The sequence below is a fragment of the Pseudomonas sp. GLN_2 genome (genome assembly GCF_043106005.1).
In the GTDB taxonomy this organism is placed as follows: domain Bacteria; phylum Pseudomonadota; class Gammaproteobacteria; order Pseudomonadales; family Pseudomonadaceae; genus Aquipseudomonas; species Aquipseudomonas alloputida.
Genome location: NZ_JBICMC010000057.1, coordinates 1 through 24,491 on the forward strand (window position 1 = coordinate 1; position 24,491 = coordinate 24,491).

Consider the following 24,491-nt stretch of genomic DNA (forward strand, 5'->3'; position numbering starts at 1 on the left):
GATCGCGTACCCCTGTGGGAGCGGCCTTGTGTCGCGACAGGGGCGCAAAGCGCCCCCGGCACTCTCAAAGCTGTTGAAGAATGTGTTGCTAAAACCCCTGTGCGGCGCCAAAACCCGGCGAACGCGCTACACTGCGCGTCCCTGCGCCCGCATTATCAGGCGCGAAGCCACAGATTCCGGGGGCAGCATGTCGGGTTCCATCCTCTATATCCATGGCTTCAACAGCTCGCCGCTTTCAACCAAGGCGCGTCAGCTGGAGGCAGTCATGCAGCAGCTCGGCCTGGCCGACCAGCTGCGAGTGCCGGCCCTGCACCACCACCCACGGCAAGCCATGGTCCAGCTCGAAGCGGCCATCGCCGAACTGGGTGCGCCACTGCTGGTGGGCAGTTCGCTCGGCGGCTACTATGCCACCCATCTGGCCGAGCGCCATGGCCTCAAGGCCCTTCTGGTCAACCCGGCGGTAACCCCGCACAAGCATTTCGACGGTTACCTGGGCACCCAGCGCAACCATTACAGCGGTGAAACCTGGGAGCTGACCCACGATCACGTGCAGGCCCTGGCCGAGCTGGAAGTCGCGGCCCCGGCCGATGCCGACCGCTATCAAGTGTGGCTGCAGACCGCCGATGAAACCCTGGACTATCGCCACGCCGAGCGCTATTACCGTGCTTGTGCCCTGCGTATCCAGGCCGGTGGCGACCACAGCTTCCAGGGCTTCGCCGAGCGCCTGCCGGCACTGCTGGCCTTCGCCGGCATTGCCCGTGGGCAGTATGCGGCGCTCGATTTTTCTGTATTTTGACTTTTTTGCATTCACCAGACTGACGACGAGACCCTATGGCCAATCCCAGCGCTAGCGCCTATAACGCAGACGCCATCGAAGTCCTCTCGGGCCTTGATCCGGTCCGCAAGCGGCCGGGCATGTACACCGATACCAGCCGCCCCAACCACCTGGCCCAGGAAGTCATCGACAACAGTGTCGACGAAGCACTGGCCGGCCACGCGCGTTCGGTGCAGGTAATCCTGCATGCCGACCATTCGCTGGAAGTCAGCGACGACGGCCGCGGCATGCCGGTGGACATCCATCCGGAAGAGGGCGTGTCCGGGGTCGAGCTGATCCTCACCAAGCTGCACGCCGGCGGCAAGTTCTCCAACAAGAACTATCAGTTTTCCGGTGGCCTGCACGGGGTGGGTATCTCGGTGGTCAACGCCTTGTCGACGCAGGTGCGTGTGCGCGTCAAGCGTGACGGCAATGAATACCAGATGACCTTTGCCGATGGCTTCAAGGCCAGCGAGCTGGAAGTGGTCGGCTCGGTCGGCAAGCGCAACACCGGCACCAGCGTGTACTTCAGCCCAGACCCGAAGTACTTCGACTCACCCAAGTTTTCCATCAGCCGCCTCAAGCACGTGCTCAAGGCCAAGGCGGTATTGTGCCCGGGGCTGCTGGTCAGCTTCGAGGACAAGGCCAGCGGCGAAAAGGTGGAATGGCACTACGAGGATGGCCTGCGCTCCTACCTGGTCGACTCGGTCAACGAATTCCAGCGCCTGCCCGACGAGCCGTTCTGTGGCAGCCTGGCAGGTAACAAGGAAGCGGTTGACTGGGCTTTGCTGTGGCTGCCCGAAGGCGGCGACAGCATTCAGGAAAGCTACGTCAACCTGATCCCCACCGCCCAGGGCGGCACCCACGTCAACGGCCTGCGCCAGGGCCTGCTGGATGCCATGCGTGAGTTCTGCGAGTTCCGCAACTTGCTGCCGCGCGGGGTGAAGCTGGCGCCGGAAGACGTTTGGGAGCGCATCACCTTCGTACTGTCGATGAAGATGCAGGACCCGCAGTTCTCCGGGCAGACCAAAGAGCGCCTGTCATCACGCGAGGCCGCCGCGTTCGTCTCCGGTGTGGTCAAGGATGCTTTCAGCCTGTGGCTCAACGCCCACCCCGAGCTGGGCATGCAACTGGCAGAACTGGCCATCAGCAACGCCGGGCGCCGCCTCAAGGCCAGCAAGAAGGTCGAGCGCAAGCGCATCACGCAGGGCCCGGCATTGCCCGGCAAGCTGGCCGATTGTGCGGGCCAGGACCCGATGCGTGCCGAGTTGTTCCTGGTCGAGGGTGACTCGGCCGGTGGTTCGGCCAAGCAGGCGCGGGACAAGGAGTTCCAGGCCATCCTGCCGCTGCGCGGCAAGATCCTCAACACCTGGGAAGTGGACGGTGGCGAAGTCCTGGCCAGCCAGGAAGTGCACAACATAGCCGTGGCCATTGGCGTCGATCCGGGGGCAACCGACCTTGCGCAGCTGCGCTATGGCAAGATTTGCATCCTCGCCGACGCTGACTCCGATGGTCTGCACATCGCCACATTGCTGTGTGCGCTGTTTGTTCAGCACTTCCGGGCACTGGTCGAAGCTGGGCACGTTTACGTGGCCATGCCGCCCCTGTACCGCATCGACCTGGGCAAGGAAATCTACTACGCCCTCGACGAAGCCGAGCGTGACGGCATCCTCGACCGCCTGGTAGCCGAGAAGAAGCGCGGCAAGCCGCAGGTAACACGCTTCAAGGGCCTGGGCGAGATGAACCCGCCGCAGTTGCGCGAAACCACCATGGACCCGAACACCCGACGCCTGGTGCAGCTGACCCTGGACGACGTAGAAGCCACCTGCGAGCTGATGGACAAGCTGCTGGCCAAGAAGCGCGCCGGTGACCGCAAGAGTTGGCTGGAGACCAAGGGCAACCTGGCCGAGGTCATGGTTTGATTCGGCAAGTACTTGCCGTTTGCCTGGCGCTGGTTGCCCTGCCTTGTCTGGCGGGCAGCTGGCCAGAGCTGAAGATGACAGCCGAGCACCCGATCGACGGTATGCGCGGTGGCAACCTGTCGGGGCTGGTGGAATGCCGGGGCGGGTTGTGGGGCGTGTCCGACCGTGACGACGACCGTATCTACCGCTTCGATCAGCAGAACCCCACCTGGCGCGCGCAGCCGCTTACCTTCACCCCGCCGGCTGTCCCGGAAAGCGGCCTCCCATGGGGGTTGAAGTCGCGCAACTGGGCGGCATCGTACATTCGCGGTGGCGAGCTGGATTTCGAAGGTATCACCTGTGATCAGGCGGGTAACCTCTATCTGGTCAGCGAGGCGCATGCCGCGGTGCTGCAATTGCCGCTGAAAGGCGAGCCGGACTGGTTGAGGATCGACTCGGCCATGGTGCGCCAGGCCCGGGCAAGCGGCATGCTGCTGAACTTCAATGCCCTGTTCGAAGGCCTGGCGATCAACCCGGCGGGTGATCGCCTGTGGCTGGCTGCGGAGCGTGAGCGCCGTGGCCTGGTGGCCATCGAGCGCCAGCAGTCGGTCTGGACCTGCGGGCGTGGTTGCGTGCTGCTGAGCGAGGCGGGGGTCGAAATGCAACCCGCGCAGATGCCCAATGCCAGGGCCCTGTCGCGCGACTTCGCTGACCTGGCCTGGTTCGAGGGCAAGCTGTTTACCCTCGAACGCAACGCCTACCGGGTGTGCCGACGTGATGTCGACAGTGGCAAGGTCGAGCGTTGCTGGTCGTTCGCTGCTGATGCGCTGGTCGAGTCACGGCGCTACGCGCAGCCGTTTGGCCTGGCCGAAGCACTGGTGATCGATGCCAAGGGCGCCTGGATTGGCCTGGACAATAACAACGGCGCCCGTGCCGACGGTGAAACCCGCCCAGTCGTCTGGCGCTTCGACGCACCGGAAGGCGGCTGGAGCGCCAAACCATGAGCCAGGCGCCGGGCAAGCGCGCGGGCAAGTTGCTGATGATCGTCGCTTGGGCGGCGGCGCTGTTTCTTGCCACGCGTTTTTTCGGCCAGTGGGAAGACAGCCAGCGTAACCCCAACAGCCAGGTGCAATCCGAACATGGTCAAGGCTTTATCGAAGTGCGCCTGCTGAGTAATGGCCAGGGCCACTTTGTGGTGGATGGTGCCATCAACGGCCAGGTGGTGCATTTCATGCTCGACACGGGCGCCACCGATGTGGCGATCCCGGAGGCGTTGGCTCATGACCTGAGCCTGGAGCGCGGTAGCCCGGTGCTACTGAGCACCGCCAACGGCCGCACCGAAGGCTACCGCACGCGCCTGACCAGCCTGCAACTGGGCGATATCCGCCTGCAGAACGTACGCGCCATCGTGGTGCCGGGCCTGGATGGGTCCACCGTACTGCTGGGTATGAGTGCCCTGCAACAACTTGAATTTACCCAGCGCGGTGGCACCATGCTGCTGCGCCAGAACCTGAAATGACGAGGCCCGCATGAGCGACTCACTGGAACTCAGCCTGGACGGCGTAGAACGCCGCTCGCTGGCTGAATTCACCGAACAGGCCTACCTCAACTACTCCATGTACGTGATCATGGACCGTGCCCTGCCGCACATCGGCGACGGCCTGAAGCCGGTGCAGCGCCGCATCGTCTACGCCATGAGCGAGTTGGGGCTCGATGCCGATGCCAAGCACAAGAAGTCGGCACGTACCGTCGGTGACGTGCTCGGCAAGTTCCATCCCCATGGCGATTCGGCCTGCTACGAGGCCATGGTGCTGATGGCGCAGCCGTTCAGCTACCGCTACACCTTGGTCGATGGCCAGGGCAACTGGGGTGCGCCGGATGATCCGAAGTCGTTCGCCGCCATGCGCTACACCGAGGCGCGGCTGTCACGCTACGCTGAAGTGCTGCTCAGCGAAGTCGGCCAGGGCACCGTGGACTGGGTGCCGAACTTCGACGGCACGTTGCAGGAGCCGGCCGTGCTGCCTGCGCGCCTGCCCAACATCCTGCTCAACGGTACCACCGGTATCGCCGTGGGCATGGCCACCGACGTGCCGCCGCACAACCTGCGAGAGGTGGCCAGTGCCTGTGTGCGACTGCTCGATGAGCCCAAGGCAACCATTGAGCAGTTGTGCGAGCACATCCAAGGGCCGGATTACCCGACCGAGGCCGAGATCGTCACGCCGCGGGCTGAAATTCTCAAGATGTACGAAAGCGGCCGCGGCTCGATCCGCATGCGCGCCGTGTACCGCGTCGAGGATGGCGACATCGTCGTCACTGCGCTGCCGCACCAGGTCTCCGGGGCCAAAGTGCTGGAGCAGATTGCCGCGCAGATGCAGGCCAAGAAGCTGCCGATGGTCGCCGACCTGCGCGACGAGTCGGACCACGAGAACCCTTGCCGTATTGTCATCATCCCGCGATCCAACCGCGTCGATGTCGACGAGCTGATGCAGCACCTGTTCGCTACCACCGACCTGGAAAGCACCTACCGGGTCAACGTGAATATCATCGGCCTGGACGGCCGGCCGCAGTTGAAAAACCTGCGAACCATCTTGGTGGAGTGGCTGGAATTCCGCACCAATACCGTTCGTCGCCGCCTGCAGCACCGTCTGGATAAGGTCGAGAAGCGTCTGCACCTGTTGGACGGTTTGCTCACCGCATTCCTCAACCTGGATGAAGTGATCCACATCATCCGTACTGAGGAATACCCCAAGCAGGCCCTGATCGAACGTTTCGAACTGACCGAGATCCAGGCCGACTACATCCTCGAGACCCGCCTGCGGCAGTTGGCGCGCCTGGAAGAGATGAAGATCCGCGGTGAGCAGGATGAGTTGCTGAAGGAGCAAGCCAAGCTGCAGGCCTTGCTGGGGAGCGAGGCCAAACTGCGCAAGCTGGTGCGCAGCGAGCTGATCAAGGATGCCGAAACCTATGGCGATGATCGTCGCTCGCCGATCGTAGCGCGTGCCGAAGCCAAGGCCCTGTCGGAAAACGAGCTGATGCCGACCGAGCCCGTCACTGTGGTGCTGTCGGAGAAGGGCTGGGTGCGCTGCGCCAAGGGCCACGATATCGACGCCACTGGCCTTTCCTACAAGGCCGGCGACGGTTTCAAGGCTGCTGCGGCTGGGCGTTCCAACCAGTTTGCCGTGCTTATCGATTCCACCGGTCGCAGCTACTCGCTGGCGGCCCACAGCCTGCCATCGGCGCGTGGCCAGGGCGAGCCGCTGACTGGCCGTCTGACGCCGCCACCGGGGGCGACTTTCGAATGTGTGTTGTTGCCTGACGACGATGCGCTGTACGTGGTGGCTTCGGATGCCGGTTACGGTTTCGTGGTCAAGGGTGAAGACCTGCAGGCCAAGAACAAGGCCGGCAAAGGCCTGCTCAGCTTGCCCAACGGGGCCAAGGTCATGACCCCGCGCCCAGTGGCTGATCGCGAGCAGGACTGGTTGGCGGCCGTGACCACCGAAGGCCGCCTGCTGGTGTTCAAGGTCAGCGACTTGCCTCAGCTGGGTAAAGGCAAGGGCAACAAGATCATTGGCGTGCCGGGTGACCGGGTGGCCAGCCGTGAAGAGTTTGTTACCGATCTGGCCGTGATTCCCGAAGGCGGGACCCTTGTATTGCAGGCCGGCAAGCGTACCCTGTCTTTGAAGGCGGACGACCTGGAGCACTACAAGGGCGAGCGCGGTCGGCGCGGCAGCAAGCTGCCACGCGGGTTCCAGCGCGTCGATGGGTTGCAGGTGGAAGTGCCGACATAACCGGTTGTAATGTCTGGAACGGCAATTTCAACGCCGTTTCGGGCAGAAATGCTGGAGTCGGACGGTTATTTCGCGGATGATATGCCCCTTGCGGTGCCGGCGTGGCCGTGTGCCCGTTTGAATCTACATGTATCACTGCGGTGTGCCTTGTGGCAGCCGCCTGGATGGGATGATGAAATTTCTGCGCCTTCCATTTGCGCTGTTGATGACTGGCCTGCTGGGCCTTGGCGGGTGCACCATGCATCAGCCGGTTGCCCTGTATCAGCTCGACAGTGGTGATCCTGGCCAGCCGTCGCAGAGTGCGGGCATGGCCGTGGTACTCGGCCCGGTATCGGTGGCCGATTACCTTCAGCGTGAGACGTTCCTGCAGCGTCAACCTGATGGCAGCCTGAGCGCGGCGACCGACGGTCGTTGGGCTGGCAGCCTGTCATCGGATATCGACCAGCTGCTGGTGCGTCAACTGGCCTGGCGCCTGGACAGCCAACGCGTAGTACTGGCTCCGGCGACCGCAGGCTTCAGCCCGGACGTGCAAGTGCTGCTGTCGATTACACGCCTGGACTCGGGCAAGAACCAGCCGGCCATCCTGGATGCCCAGTGGCGTCTGCTTGACCGCCGTGGCCGTGTGCGTGACAACCGTATCATTCACCTCGAGCAGCAGCATGAGGGCAGTGAGTCGTCGCAGGTGCAGGCTCAGGGCCAACTGCTGCAGAAGCTGGCCGAACAGCTGAGCACAGCGGTGAAGCCGCTGGCCAACCAGCCGGCGATTGCCGAAGAAGCACCGAAAAAGCCCGCTGCACCGACGCAGGTGAAGAAGGGGCCGGAGAAACCCAAAATCCCGATGGCCTCGCCGATTCGCACCGATATGGAAGTTTATCGGTTCTGATCAAGCGGCCAGATACGACAAAGCCCGCATTCGCTGCGGGCTTTTTTGTATCTGCCAGTCTTCGTAGGAGCGGGTTCACCCGCGAAGAGGCCGGCCCTGCTGGCCAATTTGCACCCGCCGTTCACCGTTGCCGCCGCCACCGTATTCGCGGGTAAACCCGCTCCTACCGGGGTTTGCGCTATTGGCTGGATCTTGCGCCAGGCACGTGATCGCAAGGAAACCAGCCTGGCTCAAGACATGCGCTGTAGATGCAGCGTATGCCTGTCAGGCGCGGTGCTCATGCATGCGCGCCAGTTGCCGTTCCAGCATTGACGGGTAAGGCTCCATCAGTCGCTCCACACAGCAGGCGCCTTCGGGGCTGGCGATCGGGCGAATACGCGCACGCTGGCGAATGAGGGCGTCATCGTTGATCTGCCGCTCTACCAGCAACAGGTTACGGCTGTGCTGCGACAGTGCCAGGGCATCCTGGACCTTCTCGGCCATCAACAGGTCAACCAGTTCCAGCCCATGCAGGTCGTTGCCCAAGACCAGGCCTAGCTGCAGTTGCAGGGTAATGCCGCTGTCGGCTACCTCGATCTGCAGGGCGTGGCCCAGGGCGCGCAACAGTTCGCCACAGCAAATGGCGTTGGTCAGGTAGTCCTCGCCACACTCGCGGCTGTGGAACAGCACCAAGGTGCTGCCGTCGTTCAGCGTGTGGGTTTCACCGTCGTAGAGCGAGGCCGCGTGCTCCAGGCAATCGCGGTAGCGCTCGGTCAGCTCGGCCAGGCGTGTGCGTGGCAGGCGACGCAGTTGCTCCTGCGAGCCCAGCTGCACGGCAAGTACGGCGCTGTACTGCGGCTCGTCGGACTCGACCTCTGCGGCGGCCTTGGGTGCAGTGTCGTCGTCCAGCAGGCCGGCGAAGGCCTCGTCGTCATCCTCGTCTTCCAGGGCAGGTTTGGCGCGCGGTACGGCCTTGGGTGCCGGGGCAGCGGCGGGCAGGTCGTCGAACTGCTCGTCGTCTTCTTCCTCAGGCTCCGGCTCCGGGGGCGGAGGCGGGGCCAGGCGTGCATGCAGCTGGCGGGCGATGTCGCCAATTTCGTCCTGGCGGTCGGTGGCCGGGGTATAGGGCTGCGGGTCGCGCAGCCATACCCGCAGCTGCAGCAGTGGCAGGGTGATGAAGCGGCCCTGACGCAAGCTGAGGGCCAAGGCCAGGGCCAGCAGGATAGCGGCCAGAATGCCCATGCTCTGCAGGCTGATCAGCATCGGTTGCTGGAACTGGCTCATGTCCAGGCTGATGCGCAGCTGCCCGGCCGTCACGTCCTGGAACGTGATTTTGGTCTGGTACAGGCCTTCGGCCTCGCCCAGCAGGCTGTTGCGCGGGCGCTGGCCCGCTTCGGCGAGGATGCGGTTATCCACGCTGTAGATTGCCGCATGGGCCACCAGCGGGTTTTTAACCAGGTTGCCCAGTAGCACGTTGAGGCTGAGGATGTCATTGGACACCAGCAGCTCGGTTGCCGATGTGGCCGTCTGGGTGGTCAGGCTCTGGCCCAAGGCATCGGCCTGCTCATGCATGGCCTGCTTGAACTGCAGGCCCATCACGCAGGCGTAGATCACCAGCGCCAGCGCCACCAGGAAAATGTTGGTGCAGGCGATGCGCAGTGCCAGCGGCACGCGACGTTGACTCAGGGCGCGATAGATCATCAGGAAGAAATTGTCTGGTTTGACTGGCGTGGGCCGGTTCACAGAGCTCGGCTCTTAATGGCATGAAAGTGGGGGGAGTATAGCGAGCCGGGTTTTGTCGGCAAAGTATCGTTGGCGCCCGATGGTCATGGAAAATCGGTAGAATGCGCATTTTTCATCGAAGTCGGAGCCAGGTTGTGCGCGAAATCGTCCTGATCAACATCACCGGTGAGGACCGTCCCGGTCTCACTGCGGCTATCACCGGCGTCCTGCTGCAGGGCGGTGTGAGTATCCTCGACATCGGCCTGGCGGTCATGCACGGCACCTTGTCGTTTGGCATCCTGGTCGACATCCCGGACAACGAAGTGGCTACCGCGCTGTTGCAAAGCGTGCAGGCTAAAGCCCACGAACTGAACCTGCAGGCCCGTTACACGCCGATTTCCGAGGCGGACTACCAGCATTGGGCTGATGGGCATGGCGAAGCGCGCCACATCGTTACCCTGCTCAGCCGTAAGATCACTCCCGAGCAACTGCAGCGGGTGAGTGCGGTGATCAGCCAGTACGGCCTGACCATCGAGCGTATCGAGCGCCTGTCGGCCCGGGTGGCACTGGATGCCGAAACCGACAAGGGCAAGGCAGCCGTCGAGATCTCCGTGCGCGGTGTGCCGAGCGATGCCCAGGCCTTGCGTGCCGACTTCTTTGCCCTGGCTGAAGAGCTGAGCGTCGACATCGCCTTCCAGAAGGACGATCTGTTCCGCCGCAACCGCCGCCTGGCGGTGTTCGACATGGACTCCACGCTGATCGAGGCCGAAGTCATCGACGAACTGGCCAAGGCGGCGGGTGTGGGTGAGCAGGTGGCGGCGATCACCGAGCGCGCCATGCGCGGTGAACTGGACTTCCGCGCCAGCTTCAAAGAGCGCATGGCGCTGCTCAAGGGCCTGGATGTGGGGGTACTGGACGAGATCGGGGCATCGCTGCGCCTGACCGAGGGTGCCGAGAACCTGTTTGCCGAGCTCAAGCGCCTGGGATACAAGACCGCGATTCTGTCCGGTGGCTTTACCTATTTCGCTCGTCAGGTGCAGGCGCGTCTGGGTATCGACTATGTGTTCGCCAACGAACTTGAAGTGGTCGATGGCAAGGTGACGGGCGTGGCTGTTGAGCCGATTGTCGATGCCCAGCGCAAGGCCGATTTGTTGAAGAAGCTGGCCAGTGACGAAGGCTTGCAACTGGAGCAGACCATCGCCGTGGGCGATGGTGCCAATGACCTGCCGATGCTGTCGCTGGCCGGTTTGGGTGTGGCGTTTCGTGCCAAGCCGCTGGTGCGCCAGTCGGCCAAGCAGGCGATTTCCACCTTGGGGCTGGACGGGGTGCTGTATCTGCTGGGCCTGCGTGATCGCGACGCCCGCGGCTGATCCGTAAATCCGGGGCCGCATGGCGGCCCAACGAAAAAGGCCCTGCCTATGCAGGGCCTTTCTCATATGGCTCGAATCAAGCCTGCACAGGCGCCGCCAGCTGCTGCCCCATGCGCACTGCAGAACCCGCACCCAGGCTCTCAGCCCACTTCACCTGCTCCGGCCCGAACAGCACGATGGCGGTCGAACCCAGCTTGAAGCGGCCTAGTTCGGCACCTTTCTCCAGGTGGATCGGCGTGCGGCTGGCTTCGTCGTAGCGGAAGGTCTTCAGCTCACGTTTGGGCGGCGTGACCAGCCCGGCCCAGACTGTTTCGATCGAGGCGACGATCATCGCGCCGACCAGTACCACAGCCATTGGCCCACGCTCTGTATCGAACAGGCAGACCACACGCTCGTTGCGAGCGAACAGCTCGGGGACATTCTCTGCGGTGGTCTGGTTGACCGAGAACAGGCGGCCCGGCACATAGACCATTTCGCGCAGGGTGCCGGCCAGCGGCATGTGCACGCGGTGGTAGTCCTTGGGCGACAGGTAGATGGTGGCAAACTCGCCGCCCATGAACGGCGCGGCCATGGCCGGATCACCGCCCAGCAGCTCTTGCGCGCTGAAACCGTGGCCTTTGGCCTGGAAGATACGACCGTGCTCGATCGGGCCAAGCTGGCTGACCGCACCGTCGGCCGGGCACAGGATGGCGCCCGGGGTTTCGTCCAGTGGACGGGCACCAGGTTTCAAGGCGCGGGTGAAGAACGCATTGAAGTGCTCGTAAGCGCTCAGGTCTTCGACCAGCGCCTCGCTCATGTTCACCTGGTAGCGCTTGGCGAACCATGCGGTGAAGGCGTTCTTGAACCAGCGCACGCGGCACTCGGCGATGCAGCCGGCCAGCCGCGACAGCAGGTGGTGCGGCAGCAGGTACTGGCTGATGATGAACAGACGGGATTTCATGCAGGTTCCTTAGACTTCTACAGGCGTGTCCGGGTGGTTGCCCCATTCGCTCCACGAGCCGGCGTAGGCCTTGACGCGTGGGTAGCCGAGGGCCTTGGCCACCAGGTAAGTGAAACCGGAGCGGCGGTGGGTCTGGCAGTGGGTGATCACCTCCTTGTCAGGGGTGATGCCCAGTTGCTCGAGGACTTGTTTGATGTCCTGGCGAATGCGCAGGTGGTCGTTGAGGTCCATGCCGGCGGTCCACTCGAAGTTGATTGCGCCGGGGATGTGGCCGCCTTTGGCTGCCAGCACTTTTTCGCCGCTGAATTCCTGCGGGCCGCGCGCGTCCCAGATGACCAGGTCATCGGCGCCCAGGCGGCTTTGCAGGTACTCGCGGGTGGCAGTGGGTGCGCTGTCTATGTGCAGGTGCACCGGGGCGCTGCCAATGGCAGGCACTGCGGTGGACAGCTTGTCTGCCGGCCAGGCCTGGATACCGCCATTGAGGTAGTGGTAGCGCTCGTGGCCGATGACATCGAGCAGCCAGATGAAGCGCCCGGCCCAGCCGCCGCCTTCATCGTCGTACACCACATACACGGCATCGGCGCGGTGGCCGAGTTCGCTGAACAGTTTTTCGAGCTCGCCCAGGGCTGGCAGCAGGCCGGGCGCCGGGGGCTGGCCGAGCTGGGTGCGCTTGCCTTCGACAAAGCGCGCGCCGGGGATATGCCCGCTGACATAGCGGTTGGCGCTGCTCAGGTCGACCAGGATCAGCTGCGGCGAATCCAGGCGTGGCAGCAGGTCTGCAGCTTCGATCACCAGGGGCAGGCCGGAAAAGTCGGTCATCCACGGTCTCCAGTGTGGAAAGAGGGGCGATTGTAGCGCAAGGCTCAACCCTTGCGGTTGGTAAACACCGACAAGGCCCGCTCGATGCATTGCGCGGTCTTGCCGAAGGCTTGCACGCTGATATCGGCCAAAGGCCGGCAGCCCTGGTCGGCCACCAACAGCATCAGCACCTGGTCGTTCGCAGCCAGCGAGCGAAGCAGTACATGTTCGCTGCGGAACAAGGTGCGCAGCGGGGCGGGCAACAGCGCCGAGAACTGGCTGTGGTTTTCCGGTGTGATGCGCAACTGCCCGGCCTGACTCAGCAGCTTTTGCAGCAGCTTGTTCTGCGATACCTGCAGGGCCAGAGCCCCGGCCTCCTTGGGCAGGCCGGCAATTTGCTGCACGCGCAGGTAGTCACTGGCCTTGTCCAGGCTAAGCAGCATGATGCGTTGCATGCCGCAGGCCAGCAGGGCCTCACGGGCCTGCGTGGCCAGGTGCACGGTGTTGGTGAACGGGCTGGGTTGGGCCAGCAGGTGCTGGCACAGCGTGCGCCAGCGTGCCAGGTCGTCGCTGCTGGGCGGTGGTGGAGCCAGCATGTCCGGGTGCGGCCGGCGTTGGTGCCACGGCCAGATCAAGGCCTCGGCCGGGTGGAACAGGGCATGCCGGGCGTGGCGGCGGGCGCTGGCGGCAGCCTGCTGGTGCACCTGCTGCTGCACATCTTCCAGCGAGGTTTGCAGGTACAGCGCGGTCAGCAGTTGCCAGCGCAGCAGGTGCGGGTTGTCCCAGCCGACCTGTGCCGCCAGGGCCAGGTTGTTGGCCAGCAGTACGGTATTGGCCGGCTGGTTGAACCAGCGCCGCAGGCCGGGCTCGGCGTCCAGGCGGTGTTGCTGGCTGAGCAGGTCTTCGTCGCGGGCGATATTCAGCACCTGGGCCAGTTGTTCGCGCTCTTCCAGTAGCAGGCGATAACCCTGGGTGACCCACTGGGGCAGGCGCCAATACTCGGCCATGGTCTGGCACAGCGCCATGATGCGCACGCCAAACAGTTCTTCCTCGACGTGGGCGGCGTCTTCACCTTTGTGGATAACCCGCAGTTCCCAAGTGTCAAGCAGCTTGGGGTAGGCCAGTGCCAGTGGCCAGAGTGGCGACAGGAACAGCAGGCTGCCCCAGTGAATCTCTTGCCACAGCCGTGCCAGGCGGCTGGCGAACAGGCCGCTGGCCTGCTGTGCCGCATGCTGGCTGATCATCTGGAACTGGCACAATACCGGCGGAATTTCCTCCACGGGCAGTGCCGGCAAGCGTTTGAGAAGCTGCTCGCTGCGCTCCAGGCCCAGGCGGTTGAGGGCGACTTCCAGGCTTTCGGCGGGTTCGGCGAGGCTGGCATTGGTGGGGTGATTGGCTTCGCGCATCACTGACAGCACCAGTGCCGGGCTATCCTGCATCAGTTCGGCGATATCGCGCAGCGAGCGACGGCTATCGTGGATGGCAGCCATGACCCGGTCGTAGCTGTGCTTCGGCACGGGGATGCGAACACTCTCGAGCAGCTTTACCCAGGCCTCTAGCGTACGCGGGGCCTGAGTGGGCACCTTGGTTTCAATTGGCATTTTGACATCAGTCCGAACTGGCTTTTCGCATTGAGTGGCTATAGTCTGGCGCAGTTCTGCCGATAAGTAGAAGAAGAGTTTTAAAGCTCCCGTCTCTTCCCCTGACCACGACAGCAAGTGCTTTGAACCTATGGCTAAAATTATCGGCATCATCGTCGTATTCGCGAGCGTGCTCGGCGGCTACGTGCTCTCCCACGGCAAGATCGCAGCGCTGATCCAGCCGTTCGAAGTACTGATCATCGGCGGTGCGGCCTTTGGTGCATTCCTGCAGGCCAACCCTGGCCACATGACCATGCACGTCATCAAGAAGTCGATGAAGATGTTCGGCTCGCGCTTCAGCCATGCCTTCTACCTGGAGGTGCTGGGCCTCGTTTACGAAATCCTCAACAAAAGCCGTCGCGAAGGCATGATGGCCATCGAGGCCGACATCGAGGACGCCGCTGCCAGCCCGATCTTCGCCAAGTACCCGACGGTACTGGCCGATGAGCGCATGACCGCGTTCGTCTGCGATTACCTGCGCATCATGTCCACCGGCAACATGGCCCCGCACGAGCTCGAGGGCCTGTTCGACATGGAACTGCTGAGCATGAAGGAAGAGCTGGAGCACCCGTCCCACGCGGTGACCGGCATCGCCGACGGTATGCCCGGGTTCGGTATCGTTGCGGCGGTACTGGGTATCGTGGTGACCATGGCCTCGCTGGGCGATGGCGATCAGGCGGCCATCGGCATGCACGTAGGTGCGGCGCTGGTGGGTACCTTCTTCGGTATTCTGGCGGCTTACGGGTTCTTCGGCCCGTTGGCCAAGTGCCTGGAGCACGATGCCAAGGAAGAACTGAACCTCTACGAATCGATCAAGGCTTCGCTGGTGGCCTCGGCGTCGGGCATGCCACCTTCGCTGGCGGTCGAGTTCGGGCGCAAGGTGCTGTACCCCAAGCACCGCCCAAGCTTCGCCGAACTGGAACAAGCGGTTCGCGGTCGCTGAGTCATGGAGAACAATCAGCCCATCATCGTCAAGCGCGTCAAGCGCTTTGGCGGCGGCCACCATGGTGGCGCCTGGAAAATCGCCTTTGCCGACTTCGCCACGGCGATGATGGCGTTCTTCCTGGTGCTGTGGCTGTTGTCCACGGCCACGCCTGAGCAGAAGATCGCCATTGCCGGCTACTTCCAGGACCCTATTGGTTTCTCCGAGAGTGGCACGCCTTATGTCATCGACCTTGGGGGTTCCCCGGAGATGGCGCCGGACAAAACCATCAATCCGGAAGTGAAGACCGAGCCGACGCAGCAGTCCCCCACTCAGCTGAACAAGGACCAGGTCGAGACCATGGCCGAGCAGGTCGAGCGCGAGCGTCTGGAGTTGTTGCTGCAGGAGCTGCAGAACAAGGTGGAAGAGAACCCGCAACTGCAGAAGTTCAAGGACCAGATCCTGTTCGAGATCACCCAGGACGGCCTGCGCATCCAGATCATGGATGCTGAGAACCGACCGATGTTCGACATCGGTAGCGCGCGCCTGCAGCCTTACTTCGAAGATATCCTGCTGGCCATGGCCGACACCATCAAAGCGGTGCCGAACAAGATCAGCATCAGCGGCCATACCGATGCCAAGCCGTATGCTGGCACTGGCGAGTACGGTAACTGGGAGCTGTCGGCCAACCGCGCCAACGCCGCGCGGCGTGCCCTGGTGGCGGGTGGTTACCCGGACGGCCAGGTGGCACGGGTGGTGGGGTACGCCTCGTCGTCACTGTTCGACCGCAAGGATCCGTTCAACCCGGTCAACCGCCGTATCGACATCATCGTGCTGACCAAGAAAGCCCAGCGCAATATCGAAGGTGAGCAGGGTGCGCCGGAAACACCGCCAGCTGCGCCAACTGCACCTGCAGCGCCAGCCAGTGGTGCTGCGCCAGGGGCTTCGGCACCGGCTGACCCAGGGGCAACTGAACAGCCTCCGATGCAACCGCGCGAGCTGCGCCAGAAGCTGAACATCTTTGAAGATGGCACGCTGAAGATGGATGAAGCCAAGGAGCAGTAAGCGGCTTTTCTGTGTGGGCAACGGTTCTACACAACACCCGAACGCCGGCGCGATCACTGTAGGAGCGGGTTTACCCGCGAAGCCGCCAGTGCGGTGAATGGCACCGGCGTTGCCGGTGTTCGCGGCTAGAGTCGCTACTACATACGCATCGGTGATTGGGCGCAGGCCGTCGTAGGAGCGGGTTCACCCGCGAAAGGGCCGGACCTGCTGGCCAATTTCCACCCGCCGTTCACCGTTGCAGTCGCCACCGTATTCGCGGGTAAACCCGCCCCTACAAGGGATCGCGGCAACTTTCATTTCGAGCGTTTCAGTAGCTGTCTTCTGCCAGGCTGGCGATGATCGAGCGGTAGCTGTTCATGCGCTGCGGCTTGATGCGCCCCTCTTCCAGTGCCTTGAGCAGCGCGCAGCCCGGTTCGCGGTCATGCTTGCAGTCGCGGAAGCGGCAGGTGCCGAACAGGTCGCGGAACTCGATGAAGCCATCCTCCACGTCGTCGCGGCTGACATGGCCAAGGCCGAACTCGCGAATACCCGGCGAGTCGATCAGGTCCCCGCCATTGGGGAAGTGGTAAAGCCGCGCCGTGGTGGTGGTGTGGGTACCCTGGCCTGACCATTCCGACAAGCCCCCGACGCGGGTGCCAGCGTCTGGCAGCAGGCTGTTGACCAGCGACGACTTGCCCACCCCCGACTGGCCGACGAACACGCTGATATGGCCGTCGAGTTGTTGCTGCAGGCGCTGCATGCCGTCGCCGTGGTGTGCCGAAACTTCCAGCAGCGGGTAGCCCAGTTCGCGGTAGACCTCCAGCAGCGCATGCAGGCCTGGGCCGTTCTCGTCGTTGATCAGGTCGGCTTTGTTCAGCAGCAGCAGCGGGCGCAGGCCGGCGTGCTCGGCCGCTACCAGATAGCGGTCGATCAGGTTCGGGTGCGGCTCCGGCGCCGGGGCGAACACGATCACGATCAGGTCGACGTTGGCTGCCACCGGCTTGAGTTGACCATGGTTGTTCGGCCGGCACAGCTCGGTGCTGCGCGGCATCTGCGCCACAATTACGCCGATGCCCTGGTTACCCGCACGCCACACGACACGGTCGCCGGTGACCAGTGCTGGCAGGTTTGCGCGCAAATGGCAGCGGAACACCTGGCCTGCGGTTTCGCCATCCTGAGCTTCAACTTCTACCTGCACGCCGAAGTGCGCGATCACCAGGCCCAGTTGCTCCGGCCCCAGGTCGCCACCTTCCAGTTCCTGCAGTGCATGCTGCTCGCGTTTGGCCGCGCGAGCGGCGCGCTCGCCCTGGATTTTTTCGATCCGCCAGTTTTGGCGGCGATTGAGCTGGCGTTTGGCCATGAAGGTACCGTAAGAGAGGCCCGGCGTGGGGCATTGAAAACGGCAGGCAGTTTAGCACGCCAGCCGCTGGACTATTCTGCTCACCTTTGTGCCGTGAATGGGCGTGCCTTGGCCACTAGGCTAATATGACCGCCTATATGAGGAGCCCCTGCATGCAAAACCCACAGAACCTGATCTGGATCGACCTGGAAATGACCGGCCTGGATCCGGACAGCGACGTCATCATCGAAATGGCCACCATCGTCACCGACAGCGAGCTCAATACCTTGGCCGAAGGCCCGGTAATCGCCATCCACCACAGTGACGAAGTGCTGGCGCGCATGGACGAGTGGAACACCCGCACCCATGGCGCTTCGGGGCTGACCCAGCGCGTGCGCGAGAGCAAGGTCAGCATGGCCGAAGCCGAGGCACAGACCATCGCCTTCCTCGAGCAGTGGGTGCCTAAAGGCAAGTCGCCGATCTGCGGCAACAGCATCTGCCAGGATCGTCGTTTCCTCTACCGCCACATGCGCAACCTGGAAAACTACTTCCACTACCGCAACCTGGATGTCTCCACCCTCAAGGAGCTGGCCGCGCGCTGGGCGCCGGACGTGCGTGACAGCTTCAAGAAGGGCAATACCCACCTGGCGCTGGACGATATCCGCGAATCGATCGCCGAACTGCGTCACTATCGCGAGCACTTCATCAAGCTGTGAGTCGAAACGGCGCAGATATTGTATCTGCGCCCCCTTTTGGTGCCTTGGGCAACTGGTTAGACTGCGCGCCTTTCCTGCACGGACCCGCACCATGTTGTTGATGCTCTACCTTATCGCCATTACCGCCGAAGCCATGACTGGCGCTCTGTCTGCCGGGCGTCGCGGCATGGATTGGTTTGGCGTGGTGCTGATCGCCTGCGTCACTGCGCTTGGGGGCGGCTCGGTGCGTGATGTGCTGCTCGGGCACTACCCGCTGACCTGGGTGAAGCACCCTGAGTACCTGGTGCTGACCAGTTTTGCGGCGCTGCTGACCATTTTCATTGCGCCAATGATGCGCCGCCTTCGCTCGCTGTTCCTGGTGCTCGATGCCCTGGGGCTGGTGGCGTTTACCCTGATAGGTTGCATGACGGCGCTGGAGATGGGGCAGGGCATGCTGGTGGCGTCGATCAGCGGGGTGATCACCGGGGTGTTTGGCGGGATCCTGCGGGATATCTTCTGCAACGACATCCCGCTGGTGTTCCGCCGTGAGCTGTATGCCAGTGTGTCATTTGCGGCGGCCTGGTTCTATCTGGGATGCGTGTATTTCAAGGTGCCGGCGGAGCAGGCGACGTTGCTGACTCTGTTTGGCGGCTTCCTGGTACGCCTGTTGGCGATACGCTTCCACTGGGAAATGCCCAAGTTCCACTACAACGACCAGCAGTGACGCAATTTATAAGCGCAACATGGCCCATGTGGGAGCGGGCGTGCCCGCGAACACCGGCGAAGCCGGTGCCATTCCCTGTGTTGCCTGCTTCGCGGGCGCGCCCGCTCCCACAAGGATGGCGCATGCTCTGAGGCTGGTCGCTATTGAGCTCCGTGTCGGGCCAGCGCCCACTCCACATGCTCACGCACCAATTCAGATTCATCGTCACGCCTGGCCTTCAGCGCCTCGATCACCGGAATCGTGGAGGGCGCATTGCCCAACCCCACCGCCAGGTTGCGCAAGAACCGCTCGTACCCCGCACGCCGCAAAGGCCCGCCCTCGGTCTTGCGCAGGAAGGTGCGTTCATCCCACAGGAACATCGCCGCCAGGTCGGTATTTTCCAGCCCATGCCGTGGCTGGAAATCCTGCTCCTGGCTGTGCTTGGCAAAGCGGTTCCAGGGGCAGACGATCTGGCAGTCGTCGCAACCGAACACCCGGTTGCCCATCTTTGCGCGTAACTCGACAGGGATCGCGCCCCTCAGCTCGATGGTCAGGTACGAGATACAGCGTCGCGCATCCAGCACATAGGGCCCGACAAACGCTTGTGTCGGGCAGATGTCCAGGCAGGCCTGGCAACGCCCGCAGTGCTCGCTGGTGGTGGCTTCGTCCACCGGCAACGGCAGGTCGACGAACAGTTCGGCAAGGAAGAAGTAGCTACCCGCCTTGCGGTTGAGCAATAGCGTGTTCTTGCCGATCCAGCCCAGCCCAGCCTGTTCGGCCAGGGCTTTTTCCAGTACCGGGGCGCTGTCCACAAAGGCGCGGTAGCCGAACGGGCCGATGGCTTCCTGGATGCGGTCGGCGAGGAACTGCACGCGCTTGCGCACCAGCTTGTGGTAGTCCCGGCCAAGCGCGTAGCGTGACACGTAGGCCTTCTCGGGCTGGGCAAGGCGCTGCGCCATCTGCGTGTCGCCGGGCAGGTAGTCCATACGTAGCGAGACCACGCGTACCGTGCCGGGGATCAGCTGGTCGGGATGTGACCTTTTGCTGCCGTGGGCGCCCAGGTATTCCATTTCACCCTGATAACCGGCGTCGAGCCAACGCTGCAGGTGGTGTTCGTGTTCGCCAAGGTCGACCCCGGCGATGCCAACATGGGCAAAACCGAGTTCCTGGCCCCAAATCTTGATCGATTGGGCCAGTTGGGCGAGGTCAGGTGTAGAGGCGGACATGGATGGGCAAGGCAATACGGGCTCAGGTGCGTATAATTCTGCCAGACATTGGAGCCTTTGACCCCATGCCGCAGACCAAACACCCCAGTAATGCCCCACAATTGCTCAGCAGCGTGACGGTTGCCCGCCTGCCGGCGCGGCAGGCGCATGCCCACAAAGGCGACTTTGGCCATGTACTGGTGGTCGGTGGCGACCTGGGTACCGGAGGCGCTGTGTTGCTCAGTGCCGAAGCCGCCCTGCGTTGCGGCGCCGGGCTGGTCAGCGTGGCAACCCGGCCCGAGCACGTGTCGGCCAGCCTGGCGCGCCTGCCCGAGGTCATGTGCCTGGGTGTCCGTTCGGCCAACCAACTGATGGGTGTGCTGGAGCGCGCCTCGGTCCTGGTGGTCGGGCCCGGCCTGGGGCAGGCGGCGTGGGGCTGCAGCCTGTTGTCGGCGGTGGCCAACGCCGAGCGGCCGCAAGTGTGGGATGCCGATGCCTTGAATTTGCTGGCGCGAACCCCGCTGGCCCTGCCCAGTGGCAGCATCCTTACTCCGCACCCGGGGGAGGCGGCGCGGCTGCTGGGCATTGCCACTGAGGCCGTACAGGCCGACCGCCCTGGTGCTGCGCGCAAGCTGGCGCGCCGTTATAACAGCGTCTGTGTACTCAAAGGTGCCGGCACCCTGGTGGCAGCCCCGAGCGGGCAGCTGGCGTTGTGCGAGCGCGGGCACCCGGCGATGGCCGGCGCCGGCCTGGGCGATGTGCTGACTGGCGTGCTGGCAGCCCTGTTGGCCCAAGGCCTGGATGCCTGGGGCGCAGCCTGTCTGGGGGTGTGGCTGCACGCCTGTGCCGGCGAGCGCCTTGGGAAAAAAGGTAGAGGCCTGGCGGCCAGTGATCTGGCGCCGGTCATTCGTGAGTTGTTGGAGGAGCATTCTGCGTGTCTGGCTTAAATCTGTTTCTGGCCGATGAAGAGGCCACGGTCAAATTCGGTGCAGCGCTGGCCGAGGTGACCGGCGGTCGCGGCGTGATTTTCCTCGAGGGCGACCTGGGCGCGGGTAAAACAACCCTGTCGCGTGGCCTGATCCGCGGTCTGGGCCATACTGGGGCTGTGAAAAGCCCGACGTTCACCGTGGTCGAACCCTATGAAATCGGCGAGGTCCGAGCCTTTCACTTCGACCTGTATCGCCTGGTCGACCCGGAGGAGCTTGAGTTCATGGGCATTCGTGACTATTTCGAGGGCGACCCGCTGTGCCTGTTCGAATGGCCACAAAAGGGTGCGGGCGTTTTGCCAAAGCCTGACCTGACCATTACCATAAGCCCCCAAGCGAGTGGACGCTCGCTGAACCTTTCGCCGCAGGGGGCTCGCGGCGAGGCCTGGTGCGTGGCACTGGCCGAACACTATAAACAGTAAGTGGGGTAGGTATGCGCATACGCGCACTGGTCGCCATCGTTGGGCTGCTGCTGACAACGGTGACCGTTGAGGCTCTGGCCGTCACTCAAGTCAAGAGCATGCGCCTGTGGCGCGCACCGGACAACACGCGGCTGGTCTTCGACCTGTCTGGCCCCGTGCAGCACAGTGTCTTCACCCTGAGCGCACCCGATCGCCTGGTCATCGACATCAATGGCGCAACACTGGCCGCGCCACTGAATGTGGCCACCTCCAACACGCCGATAAGCAGTGTGCGTTCGGCTCAGCGTACGCCAACCGACCTTCGGGTTGTGGTCGACCTGAAAAAGTCGGTTACCCCGAAAAGCTTCACCCTGGCGCCCAATGCACAGTACGGCAACCGCTTGGTGGTCGACCTGTATGACCAGGAGGCTGACGCTATCGCGGCCAGCGCGCCGCCACCTGCGCCGGCCCCGGTACAAACGCCTGCGACAACGCCCGCGGTGCCGGTGACGCCGACCCAGCCGGCGATCAAGCTGCCACCGGTACCCAGTGGCAAGCGTGACATTGTGGTTGCCATCGATGCCGGGCACGGCGGCGAAGACCCTGGCGCTTCCGGCTCGCGTGGCCAGCACGAAAAAGACATCGTGTTGCAGATCGCCAAGGAGCTGCAGCGTCAGATCAACAGCGAAAAAGGTTTCCGTGCAGAGCTGACCCGCACCGGTGATTACTTCATCCCGCTGCGCAAGCGTACGGAAATCGCCCGCAAGAAAGGCGCCGACCTGTTCATTTCGATTCACGCCGACGCGGCCCCGTCGCGCGCAGCCTTTGGCGCCTCGGTGTTCGCCCTGTCCGATCGTGGCGCCACCTCCGAGACGGCGCGCTGGCTGGCCGACACGGAAAACCGTTCTGACCTGATCGGTGGTGCGGGTAATGTCAGCCTCGACGACAAGGACCGCATGCTCGCGGGCGTGCTGCTTGATCTGTCGATGACCGCTACGCTCAGCTCCAGCCTCAACGTGGGGCAAAAGGTATTGGGCAACATGGGGCGTGTCACTTCGTTGCACAAGCAGCGTGTGGAACAGGCCGGGTTCATGGTGCTGAAGTCGCCGGATATTCCGTCGATCCTCGTTGAAACCGGGTTCATCTCGAACAACAACGAAGCAGCCAAACTGGCCTCCTCCAGCCACCAGCAGGCGCTGGCCCGGTCGATCCGCACTGGGGTGCACCAGTACTTCCAGCAGAACCCGCCACCTGGCACCTACATCGCCTGGCTGCGTGACACCGGCAAGATCGCCGCCGGCCCGCGTGAACACACCGTGCGCCCTGGCGAAACCCTGGCGATGCTCGCCGTGCGTTACCAGGTCAGTGTGGCCAGTCTGCGCAGCATCAACAGCCTGAAGACCGATGAGCTGAAGGTTGGCCAGCGCCTGGATGTACCCGCCACAACCTTGGCTGCGCAATGATGAGTGGCGGTTCGCGAATTCAGCTGCTCAGCCCGCGGCTGGCCAACCAGATTGCTGCCGGCGAGGTTGTCGAGCGGCCGGCGTCTGTAGCCAAGGAACTGCTGGAAAACAGCTTGGACTCCGGTGCCCGGCGCATCGATATCGAAGTCGAGCAGGGCGGCGTCAAACTGCTCAAGGTGCGGGACGATGGCAGCGGCATTTCTGCCGACGACCTGCCGCTGGCCCTGGCCCGACACGCCACCAGCAAGATCCGCGAGCTGGAAGACCTTGAAGGGGTATTGAGCCTGGGCTTCCGTGGCGAGGCCTTGGCCTCGATCAGTTCGGTGGCGCGCCTGACCCTGACCTCGCGTACCGCCAGTGCCAGTGAGGCCTGGCAAGTAGAAACCGAAGGCCGTGACATGACGCCGCGCGTGCAGCCGGCGGCGCACCCGGTCGGTACCTCGGTGGAAGTGCGCGATTTGTTCTTCAATACCCCGGCCAGGCGCAAGTTCCTCAAAGCCGAGAAAACCGAATTCGATCACTTGCAGGAAGTGATCCGGCGGCTGGCGCTGGCCCGTTTCGATGTCGGCTTCCACCTGCGCCACAATGGCAAGAGCATCCTCAGCCTGCACGAGGCCCACGACGAAACCGCCCGTGCACGGCGGGTGGGTGCCATCTGCGGCCCGGGCTTCATGGAGCAGGCACTGCCGATCGACGTCGAGCGCAACGGCCTGCGCCTTTGGGGCTGGGTCGGCTTGCCGACGTTCTCGCGCAGCCAGGCAGACCTGCAGTACTTCTTCGTCAATGGCCGGGCAGTGCGCGACAAACTGGTCGCCCATGCCGTGCGTCAGGCCTACCGGGACGTGCTGTTCAACGGCCGTCACCCCACGTTCGTGCTGTTCCTGGAGCTGGAGCCCAACGGCGTCGATGTGAACGTGCACCCTACCAAGCATGAAGTGCGATTCCGTGAAGGGCGCTCGGTGCATGACTTCCTGTATGGCACCTTGCACCGTGCCTTGGCCGATGTACGTCCGGAAGACCAGCTGGCCGCGCCTGCTGCCGTACCTGAGCTGGTTCGTCCCACGGGCCAGCAGGCCGGTGAGTTCGGGCCTCAGGGTGAAATGCGCCTGGCCTCGCCGGTGCTTGAACAGCCTCGAGCCCCACAACAGTCGTTTTCCAATGGTGGCAGTGGCGCCGGTTACCAGTATCAATACACCCCACGTCCCTCACAGCCGCTGCCGGCCGCAGAGGCGCAGGCGGTGTATCGCGAGTTCTATAAACCGCTGGAAACCGGTGCAGCGCCTGCGACGGCACTGCCCGAAAGCCAGGGCGACATTCCCCCGCTAGGCTATGCCCTGGCGCAGCTCAAGGGTATCTACATCCTGGCCGAGAACGCTGTTGGCCTGGTGCTGGTGGACATGCACGCCGCCCACGAGCGGATAATGTACGAGCGCCTCAAGGTGGCCATGGCCAGCGAGGGTCTGAGCGGCCAGCCGCTGCTGGTGCCTGAAACCTTGGCCCTTAGCCAGCGTGAAGCCGACTGTGCCGAAGAGCATGCACAGTGGTTTCAGCGCCTGGGCTTCGAATTGCAGCGCCTGGGCCCTGAGACCCTGGCGATTCGCCAGATCCCGGCCTTGCTCAAGCAGGCTGAAGCCAACCGCCTGGTGCAGGACGTGCTTGCCGACCTTATGGAGTACGGCACCAGTGATCGCATTCAGGCGCACCTCAACGAACTGCTCGGTACCATGGCCTGCCACGGTGCCGTGCGCGCCAACCGGCGCCTGGCAATTCCCGAGATGAACGCCCTGCTGCGCGACATGGAAAACACCGAGCGCAGCGGCCAGTGCAACCATGGCCGTCCTACCTGGACTCAGATGGGCCTGGACGATCTGGACAAACTTTTCCTGCGCGGTCGATGA

21 protein-coding genes are annotated in these 24,491 nt (G+C 63.5%); 15 read left to right on the forward strand and 6 right to left on the reverse strand.

Features of this window, described 5'->3' with window-relative positions; genetic code table 11:
• Positions 1-187: 187 nt before the first annotated feature.
• From ACF8Q6_RS14225 to ACF8Q6_RS14250, 6 genes are all read left to right on the forward strand, one after another.
• A complete protein-coding gene (locus tag ACF8Q6_RS14225) occupies positions 188-796 on the forward strand; it encodes a YqiA/YcfP family alpha/beta fold hydrolase (protein ID WP_003249484.1) in 609 nt (202 codons plus the stop codon).
• Positions 797-831: 35 nt separating this feature from the next.
• Positions 832-2,736 (forward strand): DNA topoisomerase IV subunit B, encoded by a 1,905-nt coding sequence (gene parE / locus ACF8Q6_RS14230; RefSeq protein WP_003249486.1) that lies wholly within the window; start codon positions 832-834, stop codon positions 2,734-2,736.
• A complete protein-coding gene (locus ACF8Q6_RS14235) occupies positions 2,733-3,719 on the forward strand; it encodes an esterase-like activity of phytase family protein (protein WP_392493994.1) in 987 nt (328 codons plus the stop codon). Before parE ends, ACF8Q6_RS14235 begins: the two co-directional genes overlap by 4 nt.
• Positions 3,716-4,234 carry a TIGR02281 family clan AA aspartic protease gene (locus ACF8Q6_RS14240; protein ID WP_392493993.1) on the forward strand — a complete coding sequence of 173 codons (519 nt, stop codon included), beginning with the start codon at positions 3,716-3,718 and terminating at the stop codon, positions 4,232-4,234. Before ACF8Q6_RS14235 ends, ACF8Q6_RS14240 begins: the two co-directional genes overlap by 4 nt.
• Before the next feature lie 10 nt (positions 4,235-4,244).
• A complete protein-coding gene (parC, locus tag ACF8Q6_RS14245) occupies positions 4,245-6,503 on the forward strand; it encodes a DNA topoisomerase IV subunit A (RefSeq protein WP_012053864.1) in 2,259 nt (752 codons plus the stop codon).
• A gap of 172 nt (positions 6,504-6,675) precedes the next feature.
• Positions 6,676-7,386, forward strand: a complete 711-nt coding sequence (locus ACF8Q6_RS14250; RefSeq protein WP_003249494.1) for a membrane integrity-associated transporter subunit PqiC — start codon at positions 6,676-6,678, stop codon at positions 7,384-7,386.
• A 264-nt stretch (positions 7,387-7,650) separates the two neighbouring features.
• Here the strand turns inward: ACF8Q6_RS14250 and ACF8Q6_RS14255 are convergent, their stop codons facing one another.
• Positions 7,651-9,108, reverse strand: coding sequence for an AhpA/YtjB family protein (locus ACF8Q6_RS14255; RefSeq protein WP_003249496.1), 1,458 nt, complete (start codon positions 9,106-9,108; stop codon positions 7,651-7,653).
• 134 nt (positions 9,109-9,242) lie between these two features.
• Between ACF8Q6_RS14255 and serB the strand changes: the two genes are divergently transcribed.
• On the forward strand, positions 9,243-10,457 hold the full coding sequence (gene serB, locus ACF8Q6_RS14260; RefSeq protein WP_003249498.1) for a phosphoserine phosphatase SerB: 1,215 nt from the start codon (positions 9,243-9,245) through the stop codon (positions 10,455-10,457).
• Between the two features lie 76 nt (positions 10,458-10,533).
• On the opposite strand, the gene asd is transcribed toward serB, so the two are convergent.
• From asd to ACF8Q6_RS14275, 3 genes are read right to left on the reverse strand one after another with little or no spacing between them, the layout of a single operon-like run.
• A complete protein-coding gene (gene asd / locus ACF8Q6_RS14265; protein WP_003249501.1) occupies positions 10,534-11,397 on the reverse strand; it encodes an archaetidylserine decarboxylase in 864 nt (287 codons plus the stop codon).
• A 9-nt stretch (positions 11,398-11,406) separates the two neighbouring features.
• Positions 11,407-12,216, reverse strand: coding sequence for a rhodanese-like domain-containing protein (locus ACF8Q6_RS14270; RefSeq protein WP_014859346.1), 810 nt, complete (start codon positions 12,214-12,216; stop codon positions 11,407-11,409).
• Positions 12,217-12,260: 44 nt separating this feature from the next.
• The gene (locus ACF8Q6_RS14275) at positions 12,261-13,796 is read right to left on the reverse strand and encodes an HDOD domain-containing protein (RefSeq protein ID WP_003249505.1); all 1,536 of its coding nucleotides are present in this window, start codon (positions 13,794-13,796) and stop codon (positions 12,261-12,263) included.
• Positions 13,797-13,926: 130 nt separating this feature from the next.
• Between ACF8Q6_RS14275 and motA the strand changes: the two genes are divergently transcribed.
• Together motA and motB are read left to right on the forward strand one after the other, a co-directional pair.
• Positions 13,927-14,778 (forward strand): flagellar motor stator protein MotA, encoded by an 852-nt coding sequence (motA, locus tag ACF8Q6_RS14280; RefSeq protein ID WP_003249507.1) that lies wholly within the window; start codon positions 13,927-13,929, stop codon positions 14,776-14,778.
• A gap of 3 nt (positions 14,779-14,781) precedes the next feature.
• Positions 14,782-15,822 carry a flagellar motor protein MotB gene (motB, locus tag ACF8Q6_RS14285; RefSeq protein ID WP_392489599.1) on the forward strand — a complete coding sequence of 347 codons (1,041 nt, stop codon included), beginning with the start codon at positions 14,782-14,784 and terminating at the stop codon, positions 15,820-15,822.
• 307 nt (positions 15,823-16,129) lie between these two features.
• On the opposite strand, the gene rsgA is transcribed toward motB, so the two are convergent.
• Positions 16,130-17,161, reverse strand: coding sequence for a small ribosomal subunit biogenesis GTPase RsgA (gene rsgA / locus ACF8Q6_RS14290; RefSeq protein ID WP_392493067.1), 1,032 nt, complete (start codon positions 17,159-17,161; stop codon positions 16,130-16,132).
• 152 nt (positions 17,162-17,313) lie between these two features.
• Between rsgA and orn the strand changes: the two genes are divergently transcribed.
• Together orn and ACF8Q6_RS14300 are read left to right on the forward strand one after the other, a co-directional pair.
• Positions 17,314-17,856, forward strand: a complete 543-nt coding sequence (orn, locus tag ACF8Q6_RS14295) for an oligoribonuclease (RefSeq protein ID WP_003249514.1) — start codon at positions 17,314-17,316, stop codon at positions 17,854-17,856.
• Between the two features lie 91 nt (positions 17,857-17,947).
• On the forward strand, positions 17,948-18,559 hold the full coding sequence (locus tag ACF8Q6_RS14300) for a trimeric intracellular cation channel family protein (RefSeq protein WP_392493065.1): 612 nt from the start codon (positions 17,948-17,950) through the stop codon (positions 18,557-18,559).
• A 140-nt stretch (positions 18,560-18,699) separates the two neighbouring features.
• Here ACF8Q6_RS14300 and queG read toward each other — a convergent pair whose 3' ends face one another.
• A complete protein-coding gene (gene queG / locus ACF8Q6_RS14305) occupies positions 18,700-19,764 on the reverse strand; it encodes a tRNA epoxyqueuosine(34) reductase QueG (RefSeq protein WP_014754621.1) in 1,065 nt (354 codons plus the stop codon).
• Positions 19,765-19,829: 65 nt separating this feature from the next.
• On the opposite strand from queG, the gene ACF8Q6_RS14310 reads away from it, so the two are divergent.
• The 4 genes from ACF8Q6_RS14310 to mutL are packed head-to-tail and all read left to right on the forward strand — an operon-like array spanning position 19,830 to position 24,491.
• Positions 19,830-20,690, forward strand: coding sequence for an NAD(P)H-hydrate dehydratase (locus tag ACF8Q6_RS14310; RefSeq protein WP_003249520.1), 861 nt, complete (start codon positions 19,830-19,832; stop codon positions 20,688-20,690).
• Positions 20,678-21,151 (forward strand): tRNA (adenosine(37)-N6)-threonylcarbamoyltransferase complex ATPase subunit type 1 TsaE, encoded by a 474-nt coding sequence (gene tsaE, locus ACF8Q6_RS14315; RefSeq protein ID WP_003249523.1) that lies wholly within the window; start codon positions 20,678-20,680, stop codon positions 21,149-21,151. Before ACF8Q6_RS14310 ends, tsaE begins: the two co-directional genes overlap by 13 nt.
• An 11-nt stretch (positions 21,152-21,162) precedes the next feature.
• Positions 21,163-22,593 (forward strand): N-acetylmuramoyl-L-alanine amidase, encoded by a 1,431-nt coding sequence (locus tag ACF8Q6_RS14320; protein WP_014754620.1) that lies wholly within the window; start codon positions 21,163-21,165, stop codon positions 22,591-22,593.
• Positions 22,593-24,491, forward strand: a complete 1,899-nt coding sequence (gene mutL / locus ACF8Q6_RS14325; protein WP_004577531.1) for a DNA mismatch repair endonuclease MutL — start codon at positions 22,593-22,595, stop codon at positions 24,489-24,491. Before ACF8Q6_RS14320 ends, mutL begins: the two co-directional genes overlap by 1 nt.